The organism is Halomonas korlensis, from assembly GCF_900116705.1.
Classification (GTDB): Bacteria; Pseudomonadota; Gammaproteobacteria; order Pseudomonadales; family Halomonadaceae; genus Halomonas; species Halomonas korlensis.
On sequence record NZ_FPBP01000009.1, the window covers coordinates 1 to 18,847 of the forward strand.

Genomic DNA, 18,847 nt, shown 5'->3' on the forward strand with positions numbered 1-18,847 from the left:
CCCAGCGAGACCAGCTGGTGGATAGGCACGGTGTGGACGCGCCGCAAGGCGTTGAGCTAACGTGTACTAATGGCCCGTGAGGCTTGACCATATAACACCCAAGGGGTCTGCGACCCGCGCGCCGGAACGCCCGGCGTATCACGCCAGCATGATTCACCGCTTTTCGCCTGACGACCACAGCGTGCGGGAACCACCTGATCCCTTGCCGAACTCAGCAGTGAAACCGCTCAGCGCCGATGGTAGTGTGGGGTCTCCCCATGCGAGAGTAGGTCATCGTCAGGCACCCTATCCCGACCCCCGCGCCCACAAGGCGCGGGGGTCTGCGTGTGCATGGAAGGAAATGGGCCGAGCAGTGCAATAATTGTAAACACAAACGCCAGCCCTCAGGTTGGCGTTTGTGTTTGAGACGAGAGTGTTTGTGTTGAACCGAGAAATTAGCCGCACAGCAACTCAAGCGTCTCTACCAGGCTGTCCATCTCATCATCGGTGCCGATGGTGATGCGCAGGTAGTCTCGCAATACGTCTGTATTGAAATGGCGGACCAGGATGCCGCGCTCGCGCAGTCCTAAGAATAGCTGCGCCGCGTCGAATTGAGGATGGTTGACGAGGATGAAATTGGCCTGGGACGGCAATACTTGAAAACCCAGTTTTTCGAGGCGAGTCCGAGTGCGCTCGCGTGTCGTGATTACCGCCTCGCGGCAGGCCTCGAAGTGTTCGACGTCATCGAGGGAGGCAATGGCGACGGCACTGGCCAGGCTGTCGACGGGGTAGGAGTTGAAGGAATTCTTTACCCGTTCGAGACCTTCAATCAATTCCTGAGACCCCACCGCATACCCCAGCCGCAGGCCGGCGAGGCTGCGCGACTTGGAGAAAGTGCCGGTGACAAGCAGGTTAGGAAAACGAGCCATCAGCGGTACTGCACTCTCGCCGCCGAAATCGACGTAAGCCTCGTCGATCAGCACGACCGACTCCTTGGCCCGTTCCAGCAGCCCGGCGATGGCGTCACGCCCATGCCCGTGGCCGGTAGGGGCATTGGGGTTGGCGAAGATAATGCCGCCGGCATCGGCGCTGAAGGCATCGAGATCGACGCACCATTGCGAATCGAGTGGGTGAGTGCGGCGCTCGACGCCGTAAAGCTTGCAGTAGACAGGATAGAAGCTGTAGGAAATGGCTGGCATTTCCAGCGGCCTGGCTTGACAGAAGAAGGTCTGAAAGGCGAGAGCCAACACTTCATCGGAGCCATTGCCGACGAACACGTGCTTTCGTTCGACCCCCAAATCTGCCGCCAGCGCATCGCGAAGGGCGCGAGACTCTGAGTCGGGATAAAGCCGAAGATGATCGACGGGATAATCCCGCAGGACAGTGCCAACGCCGGATGCCGGCGGATAAGGGTTCTCGTTGGTATTCAGCTTGATCAGGCGTTCGCGGGGCTGCTCACCAGGCACATAGGGCGTCAGCTCGCGAACCGCGGGGCTCCAGAACTTGCTCATGGTTTCTCGCTAGATGGCACGGGGGTTATACAGCCATGGTGACCGGTGCGACGCGACCGCGCAAGCGACTGACGTGCTAGGATAACGGCCTTTTCCCGCATGCGAATTCACTGGATCTGTTCATGACCGCCCAAATTCTCGCGACCCTGCTGCCGGTGTTTCTTATCTCCGGCTGCGGGACGCTCTATGGCCGCTTTCGTACGCCCGACATACGCGGACTGAACACACTCAACATGGAACTCTTCGTGCCCATGCTGGTGTTCGCCGTGCTTGCCGACGGACAAGCGCCGCTGGAAGAGTATGCCAAGCTGGCCCTGGGCGGCGTGGTGGTCGTGCTGGGCTCGGGCCTCGTGCTTTGGCCGGTCGTAACGTGGCTGAAGCTGACCCCCAAAACCTTCCTGCCACCGATGATGTTCAACAATTCCGGCAATATGGGTATCCCGCTGTTGCTGCTCGCCTTTGGTGAGTCGGCGCTGCCTGCAGCCGTCGTGCTGTTCATTGTCGAGATGTTGCTGCACTTTTCGGTGGGGCTCTACATGCTCAGGCCCGGCACTTCTCTCTGGCGCTTGCTGCGCATGCCCATCGTGCTGGCAAGCATCGCTGGGCTTGCCGTCAACCTGAGTGGCCTTTCGCTCCCGGGCTGGTTGCTTGAGGCGTTGCACATGCTCGGCGGGGTCTGTATTCCCTTGCTGCTCTTCGCGCTGGGAGTGCGAATGCTGGACATCGACTTCGGCGACTGGAAGACCGGGTTGCTGGGCGCCTTGCTGTGCCCACTGTCGGGTCTGGTATTGGCGGCTCCGATGATCTGGCTGCTGGATCTGAGCGGCCTGCAGGCGGCTTCTCTCTGGGTCTTCGCGGCACTTCCTCCGGCGGTGCTCAATTACCTGGTGGCCGAACAATATCGTCAGGAGCCGCATACCGTGGCGTCGTTGGTATTGATTGGCAATCTTGGTAGTCTGATAGTGATGCCGGTGGTACTAGGGCTGGTATTCGTCTACGTTCATTCAGGCGTGTGATCGCATGGAACGCCCGGGAGCCGATGCTGTCCGCTGAAGGCGTGAGAGAGTATGCTATCAATCAGTCAGCCGTGGATTACGGTGTTAGGCCCATTGTTTAGGAGGAGCTACATGCAAATCAGAACGTTGCTGGCCGGGTCGGCCTTTATCGCCCTGTTGGCCGGCTGTGCTGCTGGACCCGGTGAGCAGGCAGCGGCCCCTGAGATGGCCGAGCCGCAAGCGACTTATCAGGGCACCTTGCCGTGTCGCAACTGCGACGGTATCGACATTAATGTCGAAATGACCGGTGATGAGTCCTCTGCGCCGGAAGATCGGACGTTTACCCTGGATGCCACCTATCGTAACCACCCGCAAGACCCACCCGACGAGAATTACGCCGGCAACTGGGAAGTGCTGAGCGGGACGGCTGAAAACCCCGACGCGACCGTCTACGAGCTCACGCCCGATGGCGATGGCCAGATCTACTACTTCATGCGTATCGATACCGATACCCTGGAACTGATCGACCCTCAGCGTCGACGCTTCCAGAACAACGACATGCTCCAACTGCAGCGCCAGTAACGGCTGTTCGTTGGCATGCAAGGGCGGCCCTCGGGCCGCCCTCGTCGTTTCTGGTGCTGTTAGAATAGGCGCCGTATCCGTAACGAGAGCAGCGTATGGCCAAAGCGAAAAGCGCCTTCGTGTGTACCGAATGCGGCGCCGAATTCCGCAAGTGGCAAGGACAGTGCAACAGCTGTCAGCAATGGAACACCCTGAGCGAGGTGCGCCTGGCGGCCTCGCGCCCCGGTGGGGCCGCAACTGTCAGTGCCGGACGTGGCGGCTATGCCGGCGACCTGTCGCGAGAAGTGGTCGACCTAGGCAGTGTCGATCTCACCGAAGTGCCCCGGCTTTCCTCGACTTTCGATGAGTTCGATCGGGTGCTGGGCGGCGGGCTGGTCCCGGGGTCGGCGGTGTTGCTGGGAGGTAATCCCGGCGCCGGCAAGTCGACGCTGCTGCTGCAGACTGCCTGCAAGCTGGCCCAGGCGCGCCGCGTCGTCTATGTCACCGGCGAAGAATCGCTCTCCCAGGTGGCGATGCGGGCAAATCGTTTGCAGCTGCCAACGCACGGACTCAAGATGCTGGCCGAAACCAGTGTCGAAACCATTCTTGCCGTGGCCGAGCGTGAACGGCCGGACATCCTGGTGATTGACTCGATCCAGACCATGCACCTGGAAGATATCGCCTCGGCCCCGGGGGGCGTGGCGCAGGTGCGGGAATCGGCAGCCGCCCTGACCCGCTTCGCCAAGCAGTCGAACACCGTGCTGCTGCTGGTGGGGCACGTCACCAAGGACGGCACCCTGGCAGGCCCCAAGGTCCTCGAGCATATGATCGATGCCTCGCTGTTGCTCGAGGGCGGGGCCGATTCGCGTTTTCGCACCCTGCGCGGCCAGAAGAACCGCTTCGGGGCGGTCAACGAGCTGGGTGTCTTCGCCATGCTCGAGCAGGGCCTGCGCGAGGTAAAGAATCCTAGTGCCATCTTTCTCTCGCGCAACGAGGAGCAGAGTGCCGGCAGCCTGGTGATGGTGGTCTGGGAAGGCACGCGACCGATCCTTGTGGAGGTGCAGGCACTGCTCGACGATTCCGCACTGGGCAATCCGCGCCGCGTCGCCGTGGGGCTGGACCCCAACCGCCTGGCTATGCTGCTGGCGGTGCTTCATCGTCATGGTGGGCTCTTCACCGGGGATCAGGATGTCTTTCTCAACGTGGTCGGCGGGGTCAAGGTGCTGGAGACCAGCGCCGATCTCGCCGTGCTGCTGGCAGTGGTATCCAGCCTGCAGAACCGCGCGTTGCCGCGTGAACTGGTGGTGTTCGGCGAAGTCGGGCTTTCCGGCGAGATCCGCCCTGTACCCAGCGGTCAGGAGCGTATCGTCGAGGCTGCCAAACACGGTTTTACCAGGGCGATCGTGCCTCGCGCCAATGCGCCCAAACGCCCTCCCGCCGGCATGGATGTCATCGCTGTGGACAAGCTCGCCGATGCCCTGGAGGCCTTGTGACTATCCCCGATTACCGCAAGGCATGTTGTAGACTGACAGAAATGCTGTTGCCAAGGAGAACGACATGAGCGCCATACGTCTGACTCAGTACAGCCAGGGAGCCGGCTGCGGCTGCAAGATCGCGCCCGACGTGCTCGACGGCATCCTGGCCAAGGCCGGGCCGGGCGCTAACCATGCCCGCCTCGTCGTCGGCAATCAGGACCGCGAGGATGCCGCTGTCTACGACCTCGGCGATGGTCGTGGGATGGTCGCTACCACCGATTTCTTCATGCCCATCGTCGATGATCCCTTCGATTTCGGCCGCATCGCCGCCACCAATGCCATCAGTGATGTCTACGCCATGGGCGGCAAGCCGCTGATGGCGCTGAGCATCCTGGGCTGGCCGCTGGAAAAGCTGGACGCCGATATTGCCGGCGATGTGGTGGCCGGTGCCCAGGCGGTGTGCCGTGAGCTGGGTGTGGCGCTTGCCGGCGGTCATTCGATCGAGTCGTCGGAGCCGATCTTTGGCTTGGCCGTCAATGGCCTGGTGGATCTGTCGCATCTCAAGCGCAACAAGGGGGCGCAGGTCGGCGACATGCTGTTCCTGACCAAGCCGCTGGGCATTGGGTTTTTGACCACGGCAGAGAAACAGGGGCTGATCCAGGCGGGCCATCAGGGCCTCGCCCGGGAGACGATGCTCGAGCCCAATGACATCGGTATCGAGCTCGCCCGGGTGAAAGGTGTGCATGCCATGACTGACGTCACTGGTTTCGGGCTGGCTGGACATCTCGCCGAAATCTGCAAGGCCAGTGGCGTGGCGGCGCATATCGATTTCCGGCGCCTGCCGCGTCTGGCTGAGGCCGAGGCCTATCGACGCCAGGGCGCCGTCCCCGGTGGTACCCGGCGCAATCGTGATGCGCTGGGGACGAGCCTGCCGCCAATGGATGAGGCGCACTGGCAGTGGCTATGCGATCCCCAGACCTCCGGCGGCCTGTTGCTCTCGGTACATCCTTCCTGGGAGGACGATGTCGAGCGTATCGGTCGCGAGCACGGTATCGATCTCGTGCCCTTCGGCGAAATCGTCAGACCCGACGGCCCGGCCCTGATCACGGTGCGCGGATGAGCCTGCCGCTGATCGAGCCTGACCTGGAGCTGCTGCGCGAGAATCGAGTACTGATTGATGTTCGCGCTCCGGTTGAGTTTGGCCAGGGTGCCCTGCCGGGGGCGATCAACTTGCCGCTGATGGACGATGACGAGCGTCGCCGGGTCGGCATCGAGTACAAGCAGCAGGGCCAGGACGCCGCCATCGCACTCGGCAAGCGGCTGGTCAGTGGCGCCGTCAAGGAGCAGCGCGTCGCCGCCTGGATGAAGTTGCTCGACGCCCATCCCGACGCGGTCGTCTACTGCTTTCGGGGCGGGCTGCGCTCCCAGGTATCGCAGCAGTGGCTGGCGGAGGCGGGTATCACGCGCCCGCGGATCCGCGGCGGCTGGAAGGCCGTGCGTCAGGCGTTGTGTGAGCGCATCGATGCCGCCGCGGAGCAGCCATTATTGGTGGTGAGCGGGCTGACCGGTTGCGCCAAGACGGCGTTAATCCTGCAGCTGGAAAATGGCCTGGACCTGGAGGGCTGCGCGCGGCACAAGGGCTCGGCCTTCGGGCGTCATCCGCTACCCGCCCCGTCGCAGATCGACTTCGAACACAGCGTCGGACGAGGCCTGCTGGACCTAGAGGGGCCTTTGGTAGTTGAGGACGAATCCCGCCACATTGGTGCGGCCAATATTCCGCTGCGCTTCTGGGAAGGGATGGTCAGAGCTCCGCGGATTCGCATCGAAATGCCGCTGGACTGGCGGCTCGAGCAGATCCGCAAGGATTACATCGACGATCTCTGGGACATCTATCGGGCCCAGTATGGCGACTGGCTGGGCTGGGCGCTGATGCGCAAGCAGCTCGCAACGGCACTGGGCCGGCTGCGAAAGCGCCTGGGCAGCGCGCGCCTGGCACGGCTTTCCCGCTTGCAGGCGCTGGCCTTTCGTGAGCACGAGCGCGGCAATCGACAGGCTCACGAGGCCTGGCTCGCGCCGCTATTAACCGAATACTACGATCCTCTCTATCGCCATCAGCTGGAAAAGCACACCGAGCGCCGCTTTCTGCATGTGGGCGACTGGGAGAGCTGTCTCGAGGCGGTGCGCCACTGGTCGCACGAGGCGAGACGCATCCCTGCAGTGGCGCTGCCGGCCTGAATATGACTGCGACGCGCTCAGGACGCGGTGCTGCGCAGCCACTGACTCAGTACTCGATCAAGCAGCGGGGCGAGGCGGTCGAAGCGCTTCGGATCGTCGAGCATCGCCGCGCTGTCCTGGGCATGGGGGCTGGTGTCGCTGCCGAGGGGCGCCGGCTGGTGGTCGAGCAGCGCAGTGACACTCGCGGCGGTCGCTTCCAGGTGGCACAGCAGGGCGACTACCCGGCCGTCGTCCCAGGTGAAGCCCTGCAATGGGCTCGCCTCGCTGCGGCCCAGCGCCAGCGCATAGTCGGGGAGCGCGAAGACGTCGCGGTGCCACATGAAGGCCTCGAAGGTGTCGGGCAGGTCGACGGGGCTCAACGGGGCGAGGTCCACCCGGTGCCAGCCGGTCTCGGCCATGGTGCCGCGGGCCACCACCGCTCCCAGCGCCTCGGCGATCAGCCGGGCGCCGAAACCGATGCCGAGTAGGGGTTTGCTGCTGTCCAGCGCGCGTTCGATGAGCTTGCGCTCTTGACGCAGCCAGGAGAGGGCGGCAGCGTCATCGATCGCGAGCGGTCCGTCGAGCACGACCAGGGCGTCACAATCGGCCAGGCGCGGCGTCAGTTCGCCCGCATGCAGATAGAACACCGTGTGGCTGTGGCCCATGCTGGTCAACCAGTCGGCGAGCCGGGCCGGTCCTTGATGAGGGCAATGCTGGAGCAGATGAAGATGCATCGGTGACCTCGCCGTTGATGAGATGGCAGGAACGACATGACAAGGGAGCGCAAGGGTACATGAAGCCGGCGCTGCGAGAACAGATATTGACCATCCTGGCCGAGATTCCCGCCGGGCGCGTCACCACCTACGGACGCATTGCCGCGATGACCGAGGGCGGCACGCCGCGGCTGGTGGCGCGAGCGCTGCGCGACCTGCCGGCAGGCCACGACCTGCCCTGGTTTCGGGTGATCACCGCCTCGCGTCGGCTTGCCGACCATGGCGGTGCCGACGAGCAGCGCCAGCGACTGGTCGCGGAAGGCGTGATCTTCGACGCGCTGGGTCGCGTGCCGGCCGAGCACCTATGGCCTTGAGGGCCATCACCCATTTCGATATTCCAGGCGGGGAAGCGTCTCATGATTGAGGATCGTCGTGACTTTTTTCAACGGCTGCGCCAGCTTGACAGCCGCCGCCAGCAGGCATTCATGGCCGCACTCTGCGAGCGGCTGCAGCCAAACTACATGCTCTTTGCCGAGAACAGCGGCGATGGTAATCCCACCGGGCTGAGGGCGATCCTCGATCTGGTCTGGGAGCGTCTGGCCGTCAAGGAGGCCCATATCGACTTCGATCGTCAGGCCGATAAGCTGGCCGAGCTGGAGCCCGCCGCGGGCGACGACAGTTTCGGTGCCCGCCGAGCGCTGGACGCCGTCGTGGCCCTCTCCGCGCTGCTCGATACCTTGCGTGGTGATGCGCCCGACGCCGTGTTCGAGGTCAGCCGTGTCTCCAGGGGCGGGGTGCGCGCCTTCATCGAGCTGACCGAAGGCGAGGACGATGCCGAGCGACTCGGTGAACTGGTGCGCCGACATCCGCTGATGGCGGACGAGCTTGATTTCCAGGAGGCCGTGCTGGAAGCGGTGGAGGGGCCTTTCGATCGCGAGTCGCTCAAGGCGCTGCGCCGCCTGGGGCGCAACGAGGGCGTCAGCAACCTCGGGCTCTCGGCCGACTGAGGGCTCTCTCGGCCGACTGACCCTATAAACGCATCTCGATGCCGCGCTCGGCCATGTAGCGCTTGGCCTCGGGGATGGTGTACTCGCCGAAATGGAAGATGCTGGCGGCGAGTACGGCATCGGCCCCACCCTTGGTCACCCCTTCGACCAGATGATCCAGATTGCCGACCCCGCCTGAGGCGATCACCGGCACGGTGACGGCCTCGCTGATCGCCAGTGTCACGCCCAGGTCGAAGCCGACCTTGGTGCCGTCGCGGTCCATGCTGGTCAGCAGCAGCTCGCCGGCGCCGTAGTCGACCATCTTCTTCGCCCATTCCACGGCGTCAAGGCCGGTGGGTCGGCGTCCGCCATGGGTGAAGATCTCCCAGCGGTCCGGCTCGCCCTCGGCGGACACCTTCTTGGCATCGATGGCCACCACGATACATTGGCTGCCGAAACGCTCGGCCGCCTCATGGACGAAATCGGGGTTGGTCACCGCCGCGGTGTTGATCGATACCTTGTCGGCGCCGGCGTTGAGCATGGTGCGGATGTCGTCGCAGCTGCGGATGCCGCCGCCCACGGTCAGCGGAATGAACACCTCGCCAGCGATGCGCTCGACCATCTCCACGGTAGTGTCGCGATCCTCGTGGCTGGCGGTGATATCGAGAAAGGTGATCTCGTCGGCGCCCTGCTGGTTGTAGCGTTGGGCGATCTCCACCGGGTCACCGGCGTCGCGGATGCCGATGAAGTTGACACCCTTGACCACGCGGCCGGCGTCGACATCGAGGCAGGGGATGATGCGCTTGGCGAGTCCCATAGTTCAGCTCCCGGTCCGGTTGACGAGGTCATCGCATAGCCGCTGGCCGGCGGCCAGGTCCAGCGAGCCCTCATAAATGGCCCGCCCGGTGATGGCGCCGAGAATGCCCGGCTCGCCGGTGGCGACCAATTCGCGCAGGTCATCGAGGTTGGTGACGCCGCCCGAGGCGATCACCGGCAAACCGCCTTCGCGGGCAAGCTCGGCGGTGGCTGCGACGTTGACGCCGGACAACATGCCGTCGCGGGCGATATCGGTGTAGACGATGCTGGAGACGCCGTCGTCGGCGAAGCGCTTGGCCAGGTCGGTCGCCTTCAAGGTGGAGACCTCGGCCCAGCCGTCGGTAGCCACATAGCCGTCACGAGCGTCCAGGCCGACGATTACGTGGCCGGGAAAGGCGCGGCACATCTCGCCGACGAACTCGGGTTCCTTGACGGCCTTGGTGCCAATGATCACGTAGGAGACGCCTGCCGCGAGATAATGTTCGATCGTCTCGGCGGAGCGAATCCCGCCACCGATCTGAATCGGCAGTTCAGGCCAGGCGCGGGCGATGGCGGTAACGGCCTCGCCGTTGACCGGGCTGCCCTCGAAGGCACCGTTGAGATCGACCAGGTGCAGGCGACGCGCGCCAGCTTCCACCCAGCGGGCAGCCATGGCCACCGGATCATCGCCGTAGGTGGTGGCGTCGTCCATGCGGCCCTGCTTGAGACGCACGCACTTGCCGTCCTTGAGATCGATGGCGGGAATTACCAGCATATCAGTGTCCTTGGTTGGCGCGGTCTCGGGCGCCTGTAAATGCGCGGCCTCGGGTGCCTGTAAAGAGCAGCGCCGTTCAGGGCGCCCAGTTCACGAAGTTTTCCAGCAAGCGCAGGCCAGCACGAGAGCTTTTTTCCGGGTGGAACTGGACCGCAAAGGTGGCGTCGCGACCGATGGCCACATGAGCCGTGACTCGGCCATAGTCGGTGCTGCCGAACACCGTGGCATCGTCGGCGGCCGCTACATAATAGCTGTGGACGAAATAGAAGTGTTCGTCCTGGTCGATGCCGTTCCAGAGCGGGTGGGCATGGTGCTGGTGAGCCAGGTTCCAGCCCATGTGCGGCACCTTCAGCCGGTGGCCGTGATCGTCGCGCATATCGGCCGGGAAGCGCTTTACGTTGCCGGCCAGGAACCCCAGGCAGTCGATGCCACCATTTTCCTCGCTGCGGTCCAGCAGCATCTGCTGGCCGACACAGATACCGAGCAGCGGCTTGTCCTGGCGGGCGAGCAGTTCCTGGACCAGGCCGCGCAGGTCGGTGCGCTCCAACTCGCCCATGCAGTCGCGAATCGCCCCCTGGCCGGGAAGCACCAGACGCGTTGCGCCGCGGATGCAGCGGGGGTCGCGGGTGATGATCACGTTCTCGTGGGTGACGTGCTCCAGTGCCTTGGCGACAGAATGCAGGTTGCCCATTCCGTAGTCGATGACGGCAATGGTCATGAAGCGCTCCTCGTGTGATCGTTCGGTGTGCTCAGAGGCAACCCTTGGTAGAGGGCATCTGCCCAGCCATGCGCGGGTCTTGTGTCACGGCCATGCGCAGCGCGCGGCCGAACGCCTTGAAAACGGTCTCGGCCTGATGGTGGGCATTGTCGCCCTTCAGATTGTCGATATGCAGAGAGACCCGGGCATGATTGACGAAGCCCTGAAAGAACTCCCGGAACAGCTGGGTATCCAGCCGACCGACGGCGGCGCGGGTGAATTCGACATTCATGAACAGTCCCGGTCGCCCGGAAAAGTCTACCACGACCCGCGACAGGGCTTCGTCCAGCGGAACATAGGCGTGCCCGTAACGATAAATGCCACGCTTGTCGCCGATGGCCTGATCGAAGGCCTGGCCCAGGGTAATGCCCAGATCCTCGACAGTATGGTGATCGTCGATATGCAGATCGCCTGATGCGGTGATGTCCAGATCGATCAACCCATGGCGGGCCACCTGATCGAGCATATGATCGAGGAATGGCACACCGGTATCGCATGTCAGGCGACCCTCTCCATCGAGGTTGATTGTCGCCGTTATCCGGGTTTCGGTGGTGTCACGGATGATCGTCGCGATACGCTCGGACATGTCGGGGCTCCAGCGCTATGGCGCTTGTCATAGGTAACCGATGCCTGCACCGGAATAAGTAGCACGGCGACTGACAGCTGTGCCTGACGCCGCGAGCCTGCCATTATAGAGAATCGCCCGCCCCATCCGCTACAATGCGCCCCATTCAGTATTGGCCGGTCCGCTTCATGGCCAGGGAGGTCCACACATGCCGGTGACACTCCAGCAGCTCGACCGGAGCGCCTGGGAGGCCGATCCCCAGGCCAGGCTCGATCTCGCCCGCATCTATGCCGACGCTCCCAGCGAGCGACTACCGCTGCCGGTGGATGATTTCATCCATGAACACCTGTTTGCCGGGCATTTCTATTTCTGTGCCCGGTTCGGCGAGCACTTGCTAGGCGCCGTGGCGGTACAGGACAGTGGCGAGGCCTGGTGGCTTTCGCACCTGTGCGTTCGCAAGTCGACCCGACGTAGCGGGGTCGGATCACGCCTGCTGGCGTTGGTCGGCGAGTCAGCGAGTCTCCAGGGACGCTGGATGCGGGTATTTGCCTCACAGCTGCCCGTGGCCGATCAGGTGCTGCTCTCCCGGCTCGGCTATCGGCTGACCCCGGCGGGTGATTATTTCGAACTCAACCTTCCAGGCAAGGGAGATAGTGAATGAAACGGATTTTGCGGACCCTGCTGGCCGCGGTCGGCATTCTCGCGCTGGTGATGGTCGGGGCGGTGATCTATGTCACCACCTTCTTCGATCCCGAGGATTTAAAGCCCCGATTGATCGAAGTGGTCCGCGAGCAGAGCGGCCTTGAGCTGACGCTCGAGGGCCCGCTGAGCTGGTCATTCTATCCGCGCCTGGGTGTCAGGGTGGAAAAGGCTGAGGCCTGGCTGCCAGACCAGGAAATCGAGGAAGAAACCCATTTTGCCGCCTTCAACCATGCCGAAGTCAGCCTCTCCTTTACGCCATTGCTGCGCGGTGAGATCGCCATCGATGGCCTGACGCTGGACGGCCTGCGGCTGAATCTGGAGCGCGACGAGCAGGGGCGTGGCAACTGGGAAGTGCTGGTCGAGCGGCTCTCCGAACGCAGCGAGGAGGCGGAAGGAGCCCTGTCGCCGGCCAGCGCTGGCCCCAATCCCGAGGGCGACGCTGAAGAGGGCCGGCTGGCCGTGGCACTCAATATCGCCAGCGTCCGACTGCGTGACGGTGAGGTTCGCTTCCGCGATCTGCAGGCGAACCAGGAGTGGCGGCTCGACAGCCTCGATATCGGCGGCAGCAACGTCAATCCCAGCGGTCCCTTCCCGCTCGAGGCCTCATTCAAGGCTTTCCTGTTTGATGAACTCGACTCGGAAGAGCAGGCGCTCGAGCCGCAGCTGGAGAGCGATGTCGCTTTCAAGAGCCGGGTGGACCTAGGGCTTGCCGAGGAGCGTTATGTGCTCGAGGACCTCAACCTGACCAGCGCCACTCGCCTTGGTGAATACGTCGACGAGCAGCAGGCTAACCTGCAGAGCAGCGAGATGATCATTGATGTCGCCGAGAATCGCTGGCAACTCGAGGAGGCCAAGCTCGACGTCAGCCTGCACCACCCGCGCCTGGGTGAGAAGCCCATGCCGCTGTCACTGGGCTTCGAGCTGGATGCCGACCTCGCGGAACAGGTGGCCCAGTTCCGCGAGCTGGAGTTGACCGGGGAAAATGGTCTGGAGCTCAGCGGTACACTCAAGGTGACCGAGCTGTTCGACGCACTCTCCTACAGTGGCCAGATGAACCTGGCACCACTGTCGCTGCGCCCCTGGCTGACTCGGCTCGATATGCTGCCCAACATGGCCAGCGATTCGGCACTAGGTGACGTGGCGCTGACCAGCCCCTATGAAGGGGATCTGGAACGTCTCGACTTGACCGGACTAACCCTCGTACTGGACGACAGTACTTTCACCGGTCGCCTGGGAGCCGCTTTCGATGGCGAGTCACTGGATTTCGATCTGGAGGGCGATAGCCTCGACCTCGATACGTATCTGCCACCCGCCGAGCCGAACGCTGACACGGCACGAGTGCCTTCCTTGCCGGGTATCGAGCGGGCCTATGCGCAGCCGTCGGGCGCCCTGGTGCCCGACGAATGGTTGGCGGCGCTCGACCTGGAAGGTGAACTGCGCCTCGCGGAGCTTCAACTGATGGATCTGGAGTTTCTGGATGTCCAGCTGACGCTATCCGGCAGTGACGGCCGCCAACGGTTGGTCGATTTCGCCTCGAGCTTCTACGAGGGCGAGCTGGCGGCCAGTGGCGAGCTGGACCTGCGTGAAGCGCCGTTGCGCTGGTCGCTGTCTCCGCGGCTCTCGCGCGTAGGTCTCGAGCCGCTGCTCGAGGCGCTGGGCGAACAGTCTCCGCCGCTGCGTGGTCGTCTGTCGATGGACGGCGATCTCGGCGCCCGAGGTAATGTCCTGGCTGAGCTCAAGCGCAGCCTGAGCGGCAACCTGGCGGCTCGCCTGGAGGAAGGCGCCATTCTCGAGACCAACGTGTCCCAAGTGCTGTGCAGCGCCGTCGCGACCCTCGAGGGCGAGCAGACCAGCCGTGAGTGGAGCGAGGACACCCGTTTCGATCGCGCCGAGGCGAGCTTCGTGATCCGTGACGGCACCGTGGAGAGCGACGATCTGACCGTCACGATTCCCGGCATCGAAGTGGGGGGTGAAGGGCAACTCGACATCGTCAGCGAGCAGTTCGACGTGCGCGCCGCGGCCCGCTTCGTGAATACCGCCGATGCTGCCTGCGAAGTGAATCCGCGTCTCGAGCGGGTGCCTTTCCCGGTGCGCTGTGAAGGCAGCCTGAGCGGCGACAATAGCGAGTGGTGCCGTTTCGACCGCGGGGCGCTGCAAGATACGCTGGCCGAGTTCTTGCGTAACGAAGCCTCGCAGCGTGCCGGTGAGGAAGCTGAACAGCGCCTCGAAGGCGCCCTAGAGGGGCTCGACGAGCGTATTGGCGAGGAGGCGGGTGGGGAGCTCCGCGATGCCCTGCGGGGTCTTTTCAACTGAGCACAAGATTTGTCCCGCATCGGCCCTGACCGACGCTTTTTTTCGCCTTGATTCTGGAGCAAGCATGACGCAAATGCCGCCCCCAGTGCTCGCACCCGACGTCTTCCAGCGTCGCCTGCTGGGGTGGTTCGACGCTCACGGGCGTCATGACCTGCCTTGGCAGCATGAACGCACGCCCTACCGGGTCTGGGTCTCGGAAATCATGCTGCAGCAGACCCAAGTCGCCACGGTGATTCCTTATTTCGAACGTTTCATGGCACGCTTTCCTAATGTGCTGGCGTTGGCGGGCGCCTCGCAGGATGAAGTGCTGCATTTGTGGACCGGGCTTGGCTATTACGCGCGCGGGCGCAACCTGCACAAGGCGGCGCGAGTGGTCGTCGACGAGCATGGCGGCGAGTTCCCCGTTCACAATCTGGACGACATGGCCGCCTTGCCGGGCATCGGGCGCTCCACCGCCGGGGCAATCATCGCCCAGAGCACCGGCCAGCGGGCGACGATCCTCGATGGCAACGTCAAGCGCAGCCTGAGTCGCTTGCATGCCGTTGAAGGCTGGCCCGGGCGTCCGGCGGTGGAGCGCCGGCTCTGGGCCCTGGCCGAGCATTTTACCCCTCGCGAGCGGCTGGTCGACTATACCCAGGCGATGATGGATTTTGGGGCAACGCTGTGCCGCCGTGGTCGCCCCGATTGCGCCCGCTGCCCCTTCAACGATGTCTGTCTCGCCCATGAGCGCGGCGAGGAGCGACGCTTTCCCGAGTCCAAACCCAGCAAGGCCCTCCCCACGCGCACGACCCTCATGCTGTTGCTGTGCGACGACGACGGCCGTGTGCTGCTCGAGCAGCGTCCGCCCTCGGGGCTCTGGGGTGGGCTCTGGGGCTTGCCGCAGTTCGATGACGGCGAATCGCTGCGCGCCTGGCTGGATGCCCGAGCGCCAGGTGCCAAGCTGGCCCCGAGCTGGGCGTCTTTCACCCATGTGTTCAGTCACTTCCGCCTGGACATCACGCCTCAGCCGGCACGGATTGCCCGATTAGATGCCGTCGGCGAAGCCCAGCGCTGGTACGATCCCGAGCAGCCGGACAGCATCGGCCTGGCGGCCCCGGTGAAGGCGCTCTTGAGCTCGCTTGCGCCCTTCACGCTCACCGCCCCCGCCGGCCCCGAACCCCTTCACCAGGAGTATTCTTCATGAGCCAGACCGTTTTCTGTCGCAAGTATCAGCAGGATCTAGAGGCCCTGCCGTTTCCCCCTCTGCCTGGCAAAAAGGGCCAGGAGATCCAGGCCAGTGTATCGAAACAGGCCTGGGAGGAATGGCAGGCGCTGCAGACCCGGTTGATCAACGAAAAGCATCTCAACATGCTCGAGCCTTCCTCCCGGGAGTACCTGATGGAGCAGATGGAACGTTTCCTCGACAATCGCGAGACCGACCAGGCCGAAGGCTATGTGCCGCGCGACAACTGACCTGGCTTCTGGCCTTCGCTGAGCGCCAGGCCCCGCCATCTTTTTGAAACGAAAGGGGGGTTGACGAAAACGGCCCCTTGGGGTTTAATACGCACCGTTGGCAGCGGCCAGATAGCTCAGTTGGTAGAGCAGGGGATTGAAAATCCCCGTGTCGGCGGTTCGATTCCGTCTCTGGCCACCACAACTGCTGGGGTATAGCCAAGTGGTAAGGCACCGGTTTTTGGTATCGGCATTCCCAGGTTCGAATCCTGGTACCCCAGCCACGCCAACCCTTTTCCGATTCTGTATCTCGTGCGAGTCGGTCCCGAGCCGGCATAGCTCAGTTGGTAGAGCAACTGACTTGTAATCAGTAGGTCCCGGGTTCGACTCCTGGTGCCGGCACCATAGAAACATCGGGAAAAACAACGAGATAGTTATTATGAAAACCGCCTTCCGGGGCGGTTTTTTCGTTTATGCGTAACACCATGCGTAACAACTCGGCGCTTCCTACCTATCTCTACTACCCTATCTCTGCAGTAACTAAAAAAACCATACGCAGAGTTGGCTTATCTCATGCTCGATTCGCAATACATGAAGGATCTGCTGCAGTCACTAAATGATGGCGGTTATGTCGGCGTCAAAAATGACTCTTTATGGCATCAGTTCGTGGGTGACGACGATGACCAGCAGGGCCAAGCCCACAAGTTCGTGTATCACATGGACGAGTTATACGGTGCGGGTCTGATGAGGCAAAGGAGCAGTCAAGCGGATGGCTGGGGGCACTGCCCAACGCTTTCCGGTAATTTCGATATCGCGTCAGTGCCCTTGGTGTTAACTCCTCTGGGTCAGGAGCTACTCGAAGAATTGAACAAGCCGAAAGGCTTGGAACGCTTTAAACAGGCTCTGCGGTCTGCGGGGGCTACGGCTGGCACTGAGGCTGTTCGTTACGCGACAGGTGCGATGCTGTCTGGGGGAGGCGCTGCAGCCGGCCTTGCCTAATCAGTCTTCGCCGGGGTGCGGTACCAGGGGGACGCTGAGGTCGTAGGTGTCCATCATGGAGGCAGATCGGTGGCCGCTGGCCTCTTGCTTGTCGTGCCGCGTGCCCCTGGTGTCGGTGATACCGCGGCGCTTGAGATCGTGTAGTCCGAAGCGCTGCCCGGCGGTGATCACCTTTTCGTCGATGGCCATCTTGATCAGCCGTTGCCAGGCGGTGTCGAGGCTCGACTTGCGCAGCTCACTTCCATCAGCGGCGACGATCAGCGGGCGGCTCTCGGGGTGCATGGGTACCGGGCGGCCCTTCGACTTCCAGATCCCGTCGCGTCGTTCGGTGGCGGCTTGCCAGGCGTTACGAAGGCGTGGGTACCAACGCACCACGTTGTCGCGGCTGCCCTTGCGGCGGTTTGTCAGCACACCGTCGACGGTGCTGTTGGCGTCGGAGAGCGTGACGACCTCGATGCCGCGCAAGCGCAGGATGTATGCCAACTCCATCACGATCCAGAGGTAAGGGGCGCAGGCGCCTTTTTCACCTCGGGTGCGCTGTCCGCGTTCTTTGGCGAAGGCGGTCAGCGTCGCAATGGTGGCCAGCTCTGGCAGGCGGCGCTGTTTCCGTTCTCGGGCCTGCTCGACGCCAGCCGCTGGGTTGATGTCGCAATGACCACGGTTGATTCCCCAGCGGAATAGCCTGCGCAGGTAGCGCAGCAGGTGATTGGCCTTGCTGGGTGTGCCTTCGGCGGCGATCTTGTCGACGAGACGTTGCACCAGGGCGGGCGTGAATTGCCGGGTGGGCAGGTCGCCCAGCGGCTTGCCGAGCTTGGTGGGTCGCTCGAGCAAGGCGTCGCGGCAGTAGTCATAATCGCTGCGAGTCTTGGGCGCGAGCGCCAGGTACTGCGCCGACTGGTGAAAACGATCGGCCAGGTAACGCAGCGTATTGCGATCGATGCCATGGCGCTGCTCGACGATGCGATGCAGCTCGGAGAGCGTTGCCATGTGATCGGCGATGTTCTGCCGACGCTGGCGGCCGCCTTCGTCGCGGCTCAACAAATACCAACGCCCGTGACCACGGTGATCAAAATAGATACCCGCAGGGATCCGGCCCTGGTCGATATGGGCCGGAATGTGCGGGTTGTGCTTGCGTCGCCTGGCGGAAGACTTCATAGGATATCAGCCGGATCCATGAGCTCGGTATTGCTGGCCGGCGTGATGCCGCCAGCGTGGTTGATCAGATCCAGCGTCGTCCAAGGCCCACCTCGACCATTGAACACGCGCACGCCTTGCTCCCTCAGGCAGCGAGCGACATCGGCGGGTCGCTGGTACCCGGTAATCTCCTTGAGATCCCTGCAGGATAATACGGTGGTATGGCTCATGCCTGCCCCCTTTGCTTCGCTCTCCAGCGGTTAAAGCGGTTGCGTACCTGTCGGAAGGTTCGCTCCGCCTCATAATCGTGATCCAGCTCGGCGCGGCTGCGGATATTGCAAGCCGCGCACAGCCAGTCGCGGGCGTCCTGCTCGCTATGGGTGCCGTCCGGCAGCTGGCTCTCGTCGAGCTGCAGCTTGTGGCGGCGTCGACGGTCCAGGTAGAGCCGAAAGGCTGGGTCCTGGCAGAGCATGGCCGCCGAGCGTGCCACGTGGCCGCCTTGTGGTGCGTTAGCGGACATGGCGACACCTCCGCTCACGGATGCCCTGGCATTCGATGCAGGTGGTCGCCCAGGGCGCCGCTTCGCGACGTGCCTTGGGAATCTCCTGACCGCACTCCTCGCAGTCGGGGTCGGTTGCCACCGGTAACGGCCGGCGTTGGCTGGCCAGGGCGTGAGCCAGGCGGCGCTCGGCGATGTCGGTGGCGATGTCAGCGTTGTCAGCCATTGTTGATTCGCTCCTGGATATCCTGGCCGTGGTGGTAGGCGCACTGGTGGCGATCGAGGGCGCGGCGCAGATCCGCCTCGCTGGCGAACGACACGACCATGGCGTGCCGGTGCCGCACGGCGCCTTGGTGGGGCGATAACACCTCGACTTCGCCGGCGTCCTGCAGGATGCCGTTGGGCTTATGGTGGTTTCGATTGGGCATGGTTGCCTCCTCATT

23 protein-coding genes, 3 tRNA genes and 2 rRNA genes are annotated in these 18,847 nt (G+C 63.4%); 17 read left to right on the forward strand and 11 right to left on the reverse strand.

Features of this window, described 5'->3' with window-relative positions:
- Both BM341_RS12255 and rrf read left to right on the forward strand, forming a co-directional pair.
- Positions 1 to 91 (forward strand): 23S ribosomal RNA (locus BM341_RS12255); the annotation flags it as partial.
- Positions 92 to 166: 75 nt separating this feature from the next.
- Positions 167 to 282: ribosomal RNA gene (gene rrf, locus BM341_RS12260) — 5S ribosomal RNA — on the forward strand.
- Between the two features lie 152 nt (positions 283 to 434).
- On the opposite strand, the gene hisC is transcribed toward rrf, so the two are convergent.
- Entirely contained in the window at positions 435 to 1,490 is a 1,056-nt protein-coding gene (gene hisC, locus BM341_RS12265) for a histidinol-phosphate transaminase (protein WP_089796357.1), read from the reverse strand.
- A 122-nt stretch (positions 1,491 to 1,612) separates the two neighbouring features.
- Between hisC and BM341_RS12270 the strand changes: the two genes are divergently transcribed.
- The 5 genes from BM341_RS12270 (at position 1,613) to mnmH (ending at position 6,756) form a co-directional block, all read left to right on the forward strand.
- Positions 1,613 to 2,506: an AEC family transporter gene (locus tag BM341_RS12270; protein WP_089796359.1), complete on the forward strand. Its 894-nt coding sequence runs from the start codon at positions 1,613 to 1,615 to the stop codon at positions 2,504 to 2,506.
- A gap of 111 nt (positions 2,507 to 2,617) precedes the next feature.
- Positions 2,618 to 3,067, forward strand: coding sequence for a copper resistance protein NlpE N-terminal domain-containing protein (locus BM341_RS12275; RefSeq protein ID WP_089796361.1), 450 nt, complete (start codon positions 2,618 to 2,620; stop codon positions 3,065 to 3,067).
- A gap of 95 nt (positions 3,068 to 3,162) precedes the next feature.
- The gene (radA, locus tag BM341_RS12280; protein WP_089796362.1) at positions 3,163 to 4,539 is read left to right on the forward strand and encodes a DNA repair protein RadA; all 1,377 of its coding nucleotides are present in this window, start codon (positions 3,163 to 3,165) and stop codon (positions 4,537 to 4,539) included.
- Positions 4,540 to 4,603: 64 nt separating this feature from the next.
- Complete coding sequence (selD, locus tag BM341_RS12285; protein ID WP_089796364.1) at positions 4,604 to 5,641, forward strand: selenide, water dikinase SelD; 1,038 nt, start codon at positions 4,604 to 4,606, stop codon at positions 5,639 to 5,641.
- Positions 5,638 to 6,756 (forward strand): tRNA 2-selenouridine(34) synthase MnmH, encoded by a 1,119-nt coding sequence (gene mnmH, locus BM341_RS12290; RefSeq protein WP_089796366.1) that lies wholly within the window; start codon positions 5,638 to 5,640, stop codon positions 6,754 to 6,756. The genes selD and mnmH overlap by 4 nt, the downstream gene beginning before the upstream one ends.
- Positions 6,757 to 6,773: 17 nt before the next feature.
- Here the strand turns inward: mnmH and BM341_RS12295 are convergent, their stop codons facing one another.
- Entirely contained in the window at positions 6,774 to 7,469 is a 696-nt protein-coding gene (locus BM341_RS12295) for a type 1 glutamine amidotransferase (RefSeq protein ID WP_089796367.1), read from the reverse strand.
- Between the two features lie 59 nt (positions 7,470 to 7,528).
- Here BM341_RS12295 and BM341_RS12300 point away from each other — a divergent pair, with 59 nt between their 5' ends.
- Together BM341_RS12300 and BM341_RS12305 are read left to right on the forward strand one after the other, a co-directional pair.
- Positions 7,529 to 7,822 (forward strand): MGMT family protein, encoded by a 294-nt coding sequence (locus BM341_RS12300; protein WP_089796369.1) that lies wholly within the window; start codon positions 7,529 to 7,531, stop codon positions 7,820 to 7,822.
- Between the two features lie 42 nt (positions 7,823 to 7,864).
- Positions 7,865 to 8,455, forward strand: coding sequence for a YjaG family protein (locus BM341_RS12305; RefSeq protein ID WP_089796371.1), 591 nt, complete (start codon positions 7,865 to 7,867; stop codon positions 8,453 to 8,455).
- 22 nt (positions 8,456 to 8,477) lie between these two features.
- Here the strand turns inward: BM341_RS12305 and hisF are convergent, their stop codons facing one another.
- From hisF to hisB, 4 genes are all read right to left on the reverse strand, one after another.
- Positions 8,478 to 9,251, reverse strand: coding sequence for an imidazole glycerol phosphate synthase subunit HisF (hisF, locus tag BM341_RS12310; protein WP_089796373.1), 774 nt, complete (start codon positions 9,249 to 9,251; stop codon positions 8,478 to 8,480).
- Between the two features lie 3 nt (positions 9,252 to 9,254).
- Complete coding sequence (gene hisA / locus BM341_RS12315; RefSeq protein WP_089796375.1) at positions 9,255 to 10,004, reverse strand: 1-(5-phosphoribosyl)-5-[(5-phosphoribosylamino)methylideneamino]imidazole-4-carboxamide isomerase; 750 nt, start codon at positions 10,002 to 10,004, stop codon at positions 9,255 to 9,257.
- A 76-nt stretch (positions 10,005 to 10,080) separates the two neighbouring features.
- Positions 10,081 to 10,722 (reverse strand): imidazole glycerol phosphate synthase subunit HisH, encoded by a 642-nt coding sequence (gene hisH, locus BM341_RS12320; protein WP_089796376.1) that lies wholly within the window; start codon positions 10,720 to 10,722, stop codon positions 10,081 to 10,083.
- A gap of 31 nt (positions 10,723 to 10,753) precedes the next feature.
- Positions 10,754 to 11,347, reverse strand: coding sequence for an imidazoleglycerol-phosphate dehydratase HisB (hisB, locus tag BM341_RS12325; protein WP_089796377.1), 594 nt, complete (start codon positions 11,345 to 11,347; stop codon positions 10,754 to 10,756).
- 187 nt (positions 11,348 to 11,534) lie between these two features.
- Between hisB and BM341_RS12330 the strand changes: the two genes are divergently transcribed.
- The 8 genes from BM341_RS12330 to BM341_RS12365 all read left to right on the forward strand — a co-directional run bounded on the left by BM341_RS12330 (position 11,535) and on the right by BM341_RS12365 (position 16,771).
- Positions 11,535 to 11,987, forward strand: coding sequence for an acetyl-CoA sensor PanZ family protein (locus BM341_RS12330; protein ID WP_089796378.1), 453 nt, complete (start codon positions 11,535 to 11,537; stop codon positions 11,985 to 11,987).
- Positions 11,984 to 14,341: an AsmA family protein gene (locus BM341_RS12335; protein ID WP_089796379.1), complete on the forward strand. Its 2,358-nt coding sequence runs from the start codon at positions 11,984 to 11,986 to the stop codon at positions 14,339 to 14,341. The genes BM341_RS12330 and BM341_RS12335 overlap by 4 nt, the downstream gene beginning before the upstream one ends.
- 64 nt (positions 14,342 to 14,405) lie before the next feature.
- Positions 14,406 to 15,524, forward strand: a complete 1,119-nt coding sequence (mutY, locus tag BM341_RS12340) for an A/G-specific adenine glycosylase (RefSeq protein ID WP_089796380.1) — start codon at positions 14,406 to 14,408, stop codon at positions 15,522 to 15,524.
- On the forward strand, positions 15,521 to 15,793 hold the full coding sequence (locus BM341_RS12345; protein ID WP_089796381.1) for an oxidative damage protection protein: 273 nt from the start codon (positions 15,521 to 15,523) through the stop codon (positions 15,791 to 15,793). Before mutY ends, BM341_RS12345 begins: the two co-directional genes overlap by 4 nt.
- Positions 15,794 to 15,898: 105 nt before the next feature.
- Positions 15,899 to 15,974: transfer RNA gene (locus tag BM341_RS12350), tRNA-Phe, on the forward strand.
- A 7-nt stretch (positions 15,975 to 15,981) separates the two neighbouring features.
- Positions 15,982 to 16,056 (forward strand) — tRNA-Gln (locus BM341_RS12355).
- 45 nt (positions 16,057 to 16,101) lie between these two features.
- A tRNA-Thr gene (locus tag BM341_RS12360) sits at positions 16,102 to 16,177 on the forward strand.
- A gap of 168 nt (positions 16,178 to 16,345) precedes the next feature.
- On the forward strand, positions 16,346 to 16,771 hold the full coding sequence (locus BM341_RS12365) for a hypothetical protein (RefSeq protein WP_089796382.1): 426 nt from the start codon (positions 16,346 to 16,348) through the stop codon (positions 16,769 to 16,771).
- Here BM341_RS12365 and BM341_RS19555 read toward each other — a convergent pair whose 3' ends face one another.
- From BM341_RS19555 to BM341_RS12390, 5 genes are read right to left on the reverse strand one after another with little or no spacing between them, the layout of a single operon-like run.
- The gene (locus tag BM341_RS19555; protein WP_089796383.1) at positions 16,772 to 17,926 is read right to left on the reverse strand and encodes a site-specific integrase; all 1,155 of its coding nucleotides are present in this window, start codon (positions 17,924 to 17,926) and stop codon (positions 16,772 to 16,774) included.
- A complete protein-coding gene (locus BM341_RS12375; protein ID WP_089796384.1) occupies positions 17,923 to 18,135 on the reverse strand; it encodes a DUF4224 domain-containing protein in 213 nt (70 codons plus the stop codon). The genes BM341_RS19555 and BM341_RS12375 overlap by 4 nt, the downstream gene beginning before the upstream one ends.
- Complete coding sequence (locus BM341_RS12380; RefSeq protein WP_139233012.1) at positions 18,132 to 18,425, reverse strand: hypothetical protein; 294 nt, start codon at positions 18,423 to 18,425, stop codon at positions 18,132 to 18,134. The genes BM341_RS12375 and BM341_RS12380 overlap by 4 nt, the downstream gene beginning before the upstream one ends.
- Positions 18,415 to 18,630, reverse strand: a complete 216-nt coding sequence (locus tag BM341_RS12385; protein WP_089796386.1) for a TraR/DksA C4-type zinc finger protein — start codon at positions 18,628 to 18,630, stop codon at positions 18,415 to 18,417. Before BM341_RS12385 ends, BM341_RS12380 begins: the two co-directional genes overlap by 11 nt.
- Complete coding sequence (locus tag BM341_RS12390; protein ID WP_089796387.1) at positions 18,623 to 18,832, reverse strand: hypothetical protein; 210 nt, start codon at positions 18,830 to 18,832, stop codon at positions 18,623 to 18,625. The genes BM341_RS12385 and BM341_RS12390 overlap by 8 nt, the downstream gene beginning before the upstream one ends.
- Positions 18,833 to 18,847 lie beyond the last annotated feature (15 nt).

Excerpts from the sequence above, each read along its gene's own strand:
- selD (WP_089796364.1), top strand. The coding sequence starts at position 4,604 with ATGAGCGCCATACGTCTGACTCAGTACAGCCAGGGAGCCGGCTGCGGC.
- BM341_RS12275 (WP_089796361.1), top strand. The coding sequence starts at position 2,618 with ATGCAAATCAGAACGTTGCTGGCCGGGTCGGCCTTTATCGCCCTGTTG.
- BM341_RS12345 (WP_089796381.1), top strand. The coding sequence starts at position 15,521 with ATGAGCCAGACCGTTTTCTGTCGCAAGTATCAGCAGGATCTAGAGGCC.
- mutY (WP_089796380.1), top strand. The coding sequence starts at position 14,406 with ATGACGCAAATGCCGCCCCCAGTGCTCGCACCCGACGTCTTCCAGCGT.
- BM341_RS12390 (WP_089796387.1), bottom strand. The coding sequence starts at position 18,832 with ATGCCCAATCGAAACCACCATAAGCCCAACGGCATCCTGCAGGACGCC.
- hisB (WP_089796377.1), bottom strand. The coding sequence starts at position 11,347 with ATGTCCGAGCGTATCGCGACGATCATCCGTGACACCACCGAAACCCGG.
- BM341_RS12295 (WP_089796367.1), bottom strand. The coding sequence starts at position 7,469 with ATGCATCTTCATCTGCTCCAGCATTGCCCTCATCAAGGACCGGCCCGG.
- hisC (WP_089796357.1), bottom strand. The coding sequence starts at position 1,490 with ATGAGCAAGTTCTGGAGCCCCGCGGTTCGCGAGCTGACGCCCTATGTG.
- BM341_RS12380 (WP_139233012.1), bottom strand. The coding sequence starts at position 18,425 with ATGTCCGCTAACGCACCACAAGGCGGCCACGTGGCACGCTCGGCGGCC.
- BM341_RS12305 (WP_089796371.1), top strand. The coding sequence starts at position 7,865 with ATGATTGAGGATCGTCGTGACTTTTTTCAACGGCTGCGCCAGCTTGAC.
- BM341_RS12335 (WP_089796379.1), top strand. The coding sequence starts at position 11,984 with ATGAAACGGATTTTGCGGACCCTGCTGGCCGCGGTCGGCATTCTCGCG.
- BM341_RS12300 (WP_089796369.1), top strand. The coding sequence starts at position 7,529 with ATGAAGCCGGCGCTGCGAGAACAGATATTGACCATCCTGGCCGAGATT.
- BM341_RS12365 (WP_089796382.1), top strand. The coding sequence starts at position 16,346 with ATGCTCGATTCGCAATACATGAAGGATCTGCTGCAGTCACTAAATGAT.
- mnmH (WP_089796366.1), top strand. The coding sequence starts at position 5,638 with ATGAGCCTGCCGCTGATCGAGCCTGACCTGGAGCTGCTGCGCGAGAAT.
- BM341_RS19555 (WP_089796383.1), bottom strand. The coding sequence starts at position 17,926 with ATGAAGTCTTCCGCCAGGCGACGCAAGCACAACCCGCACATTCCGGCC.
- BM341_RS12385 (WP_089796386.1), bottom strand. The coding sequence starts at position 18,630 with ATGGCTGACAACGCTGACATCGCCACCGACATCGCCGAGCGCCGCCTG.
- BM341_RS12330 (WP_089796378.1), top strand. The coding sequence starts at position 11,535 with ATGCCGGTGACACTCCAGCAGCTCGACCGGAGCGCCTGGGAGGCCGAT.
- BM341_RS12375 (WP_089796384.1), bottom strand. The coding sequence starts at position 18,135 with ATGAGCCATACCACCGTATTATCCTGCAGGGATCTCAAGGAGATTACC.
- hisF (WP_089796373.1), bottom strand. The coding sequence starts at position 9,251 with ATGGGACTCGCCAAGCGCATCATCCCCTGCCTCGATGTCGACGCCGGC.
- hisA (WP_089796375.1), bottom strand. The coding sequence starts at position 10,004 with ATGCTGGTAATTCCCGCCATCGATCTCAAGGACGGCAAGTGCGTGCGT.
- radA (WP_089796362.1), top strand. The coding sequence starts at position 3,163 with ATGGCCAAAGCGAAAAGCGCCTTCGTGTGTACCGAATGCGGCGCCGAA.
- BM341_RS12270 (WP_089796359.1), top strand. The coding sequence starts at position 1,613 with ATGACCGCCCAAATTCTCGCGACCCTGCTGCCGGTGTTTCTTATCTCC.
- hisH (WP_089796376.1), bottom strand. The coding sequence starts at position 10,722 with ATGACCATTGCCGTCATCGACTACGGAATGGGCAACCTGCATTCTGTC.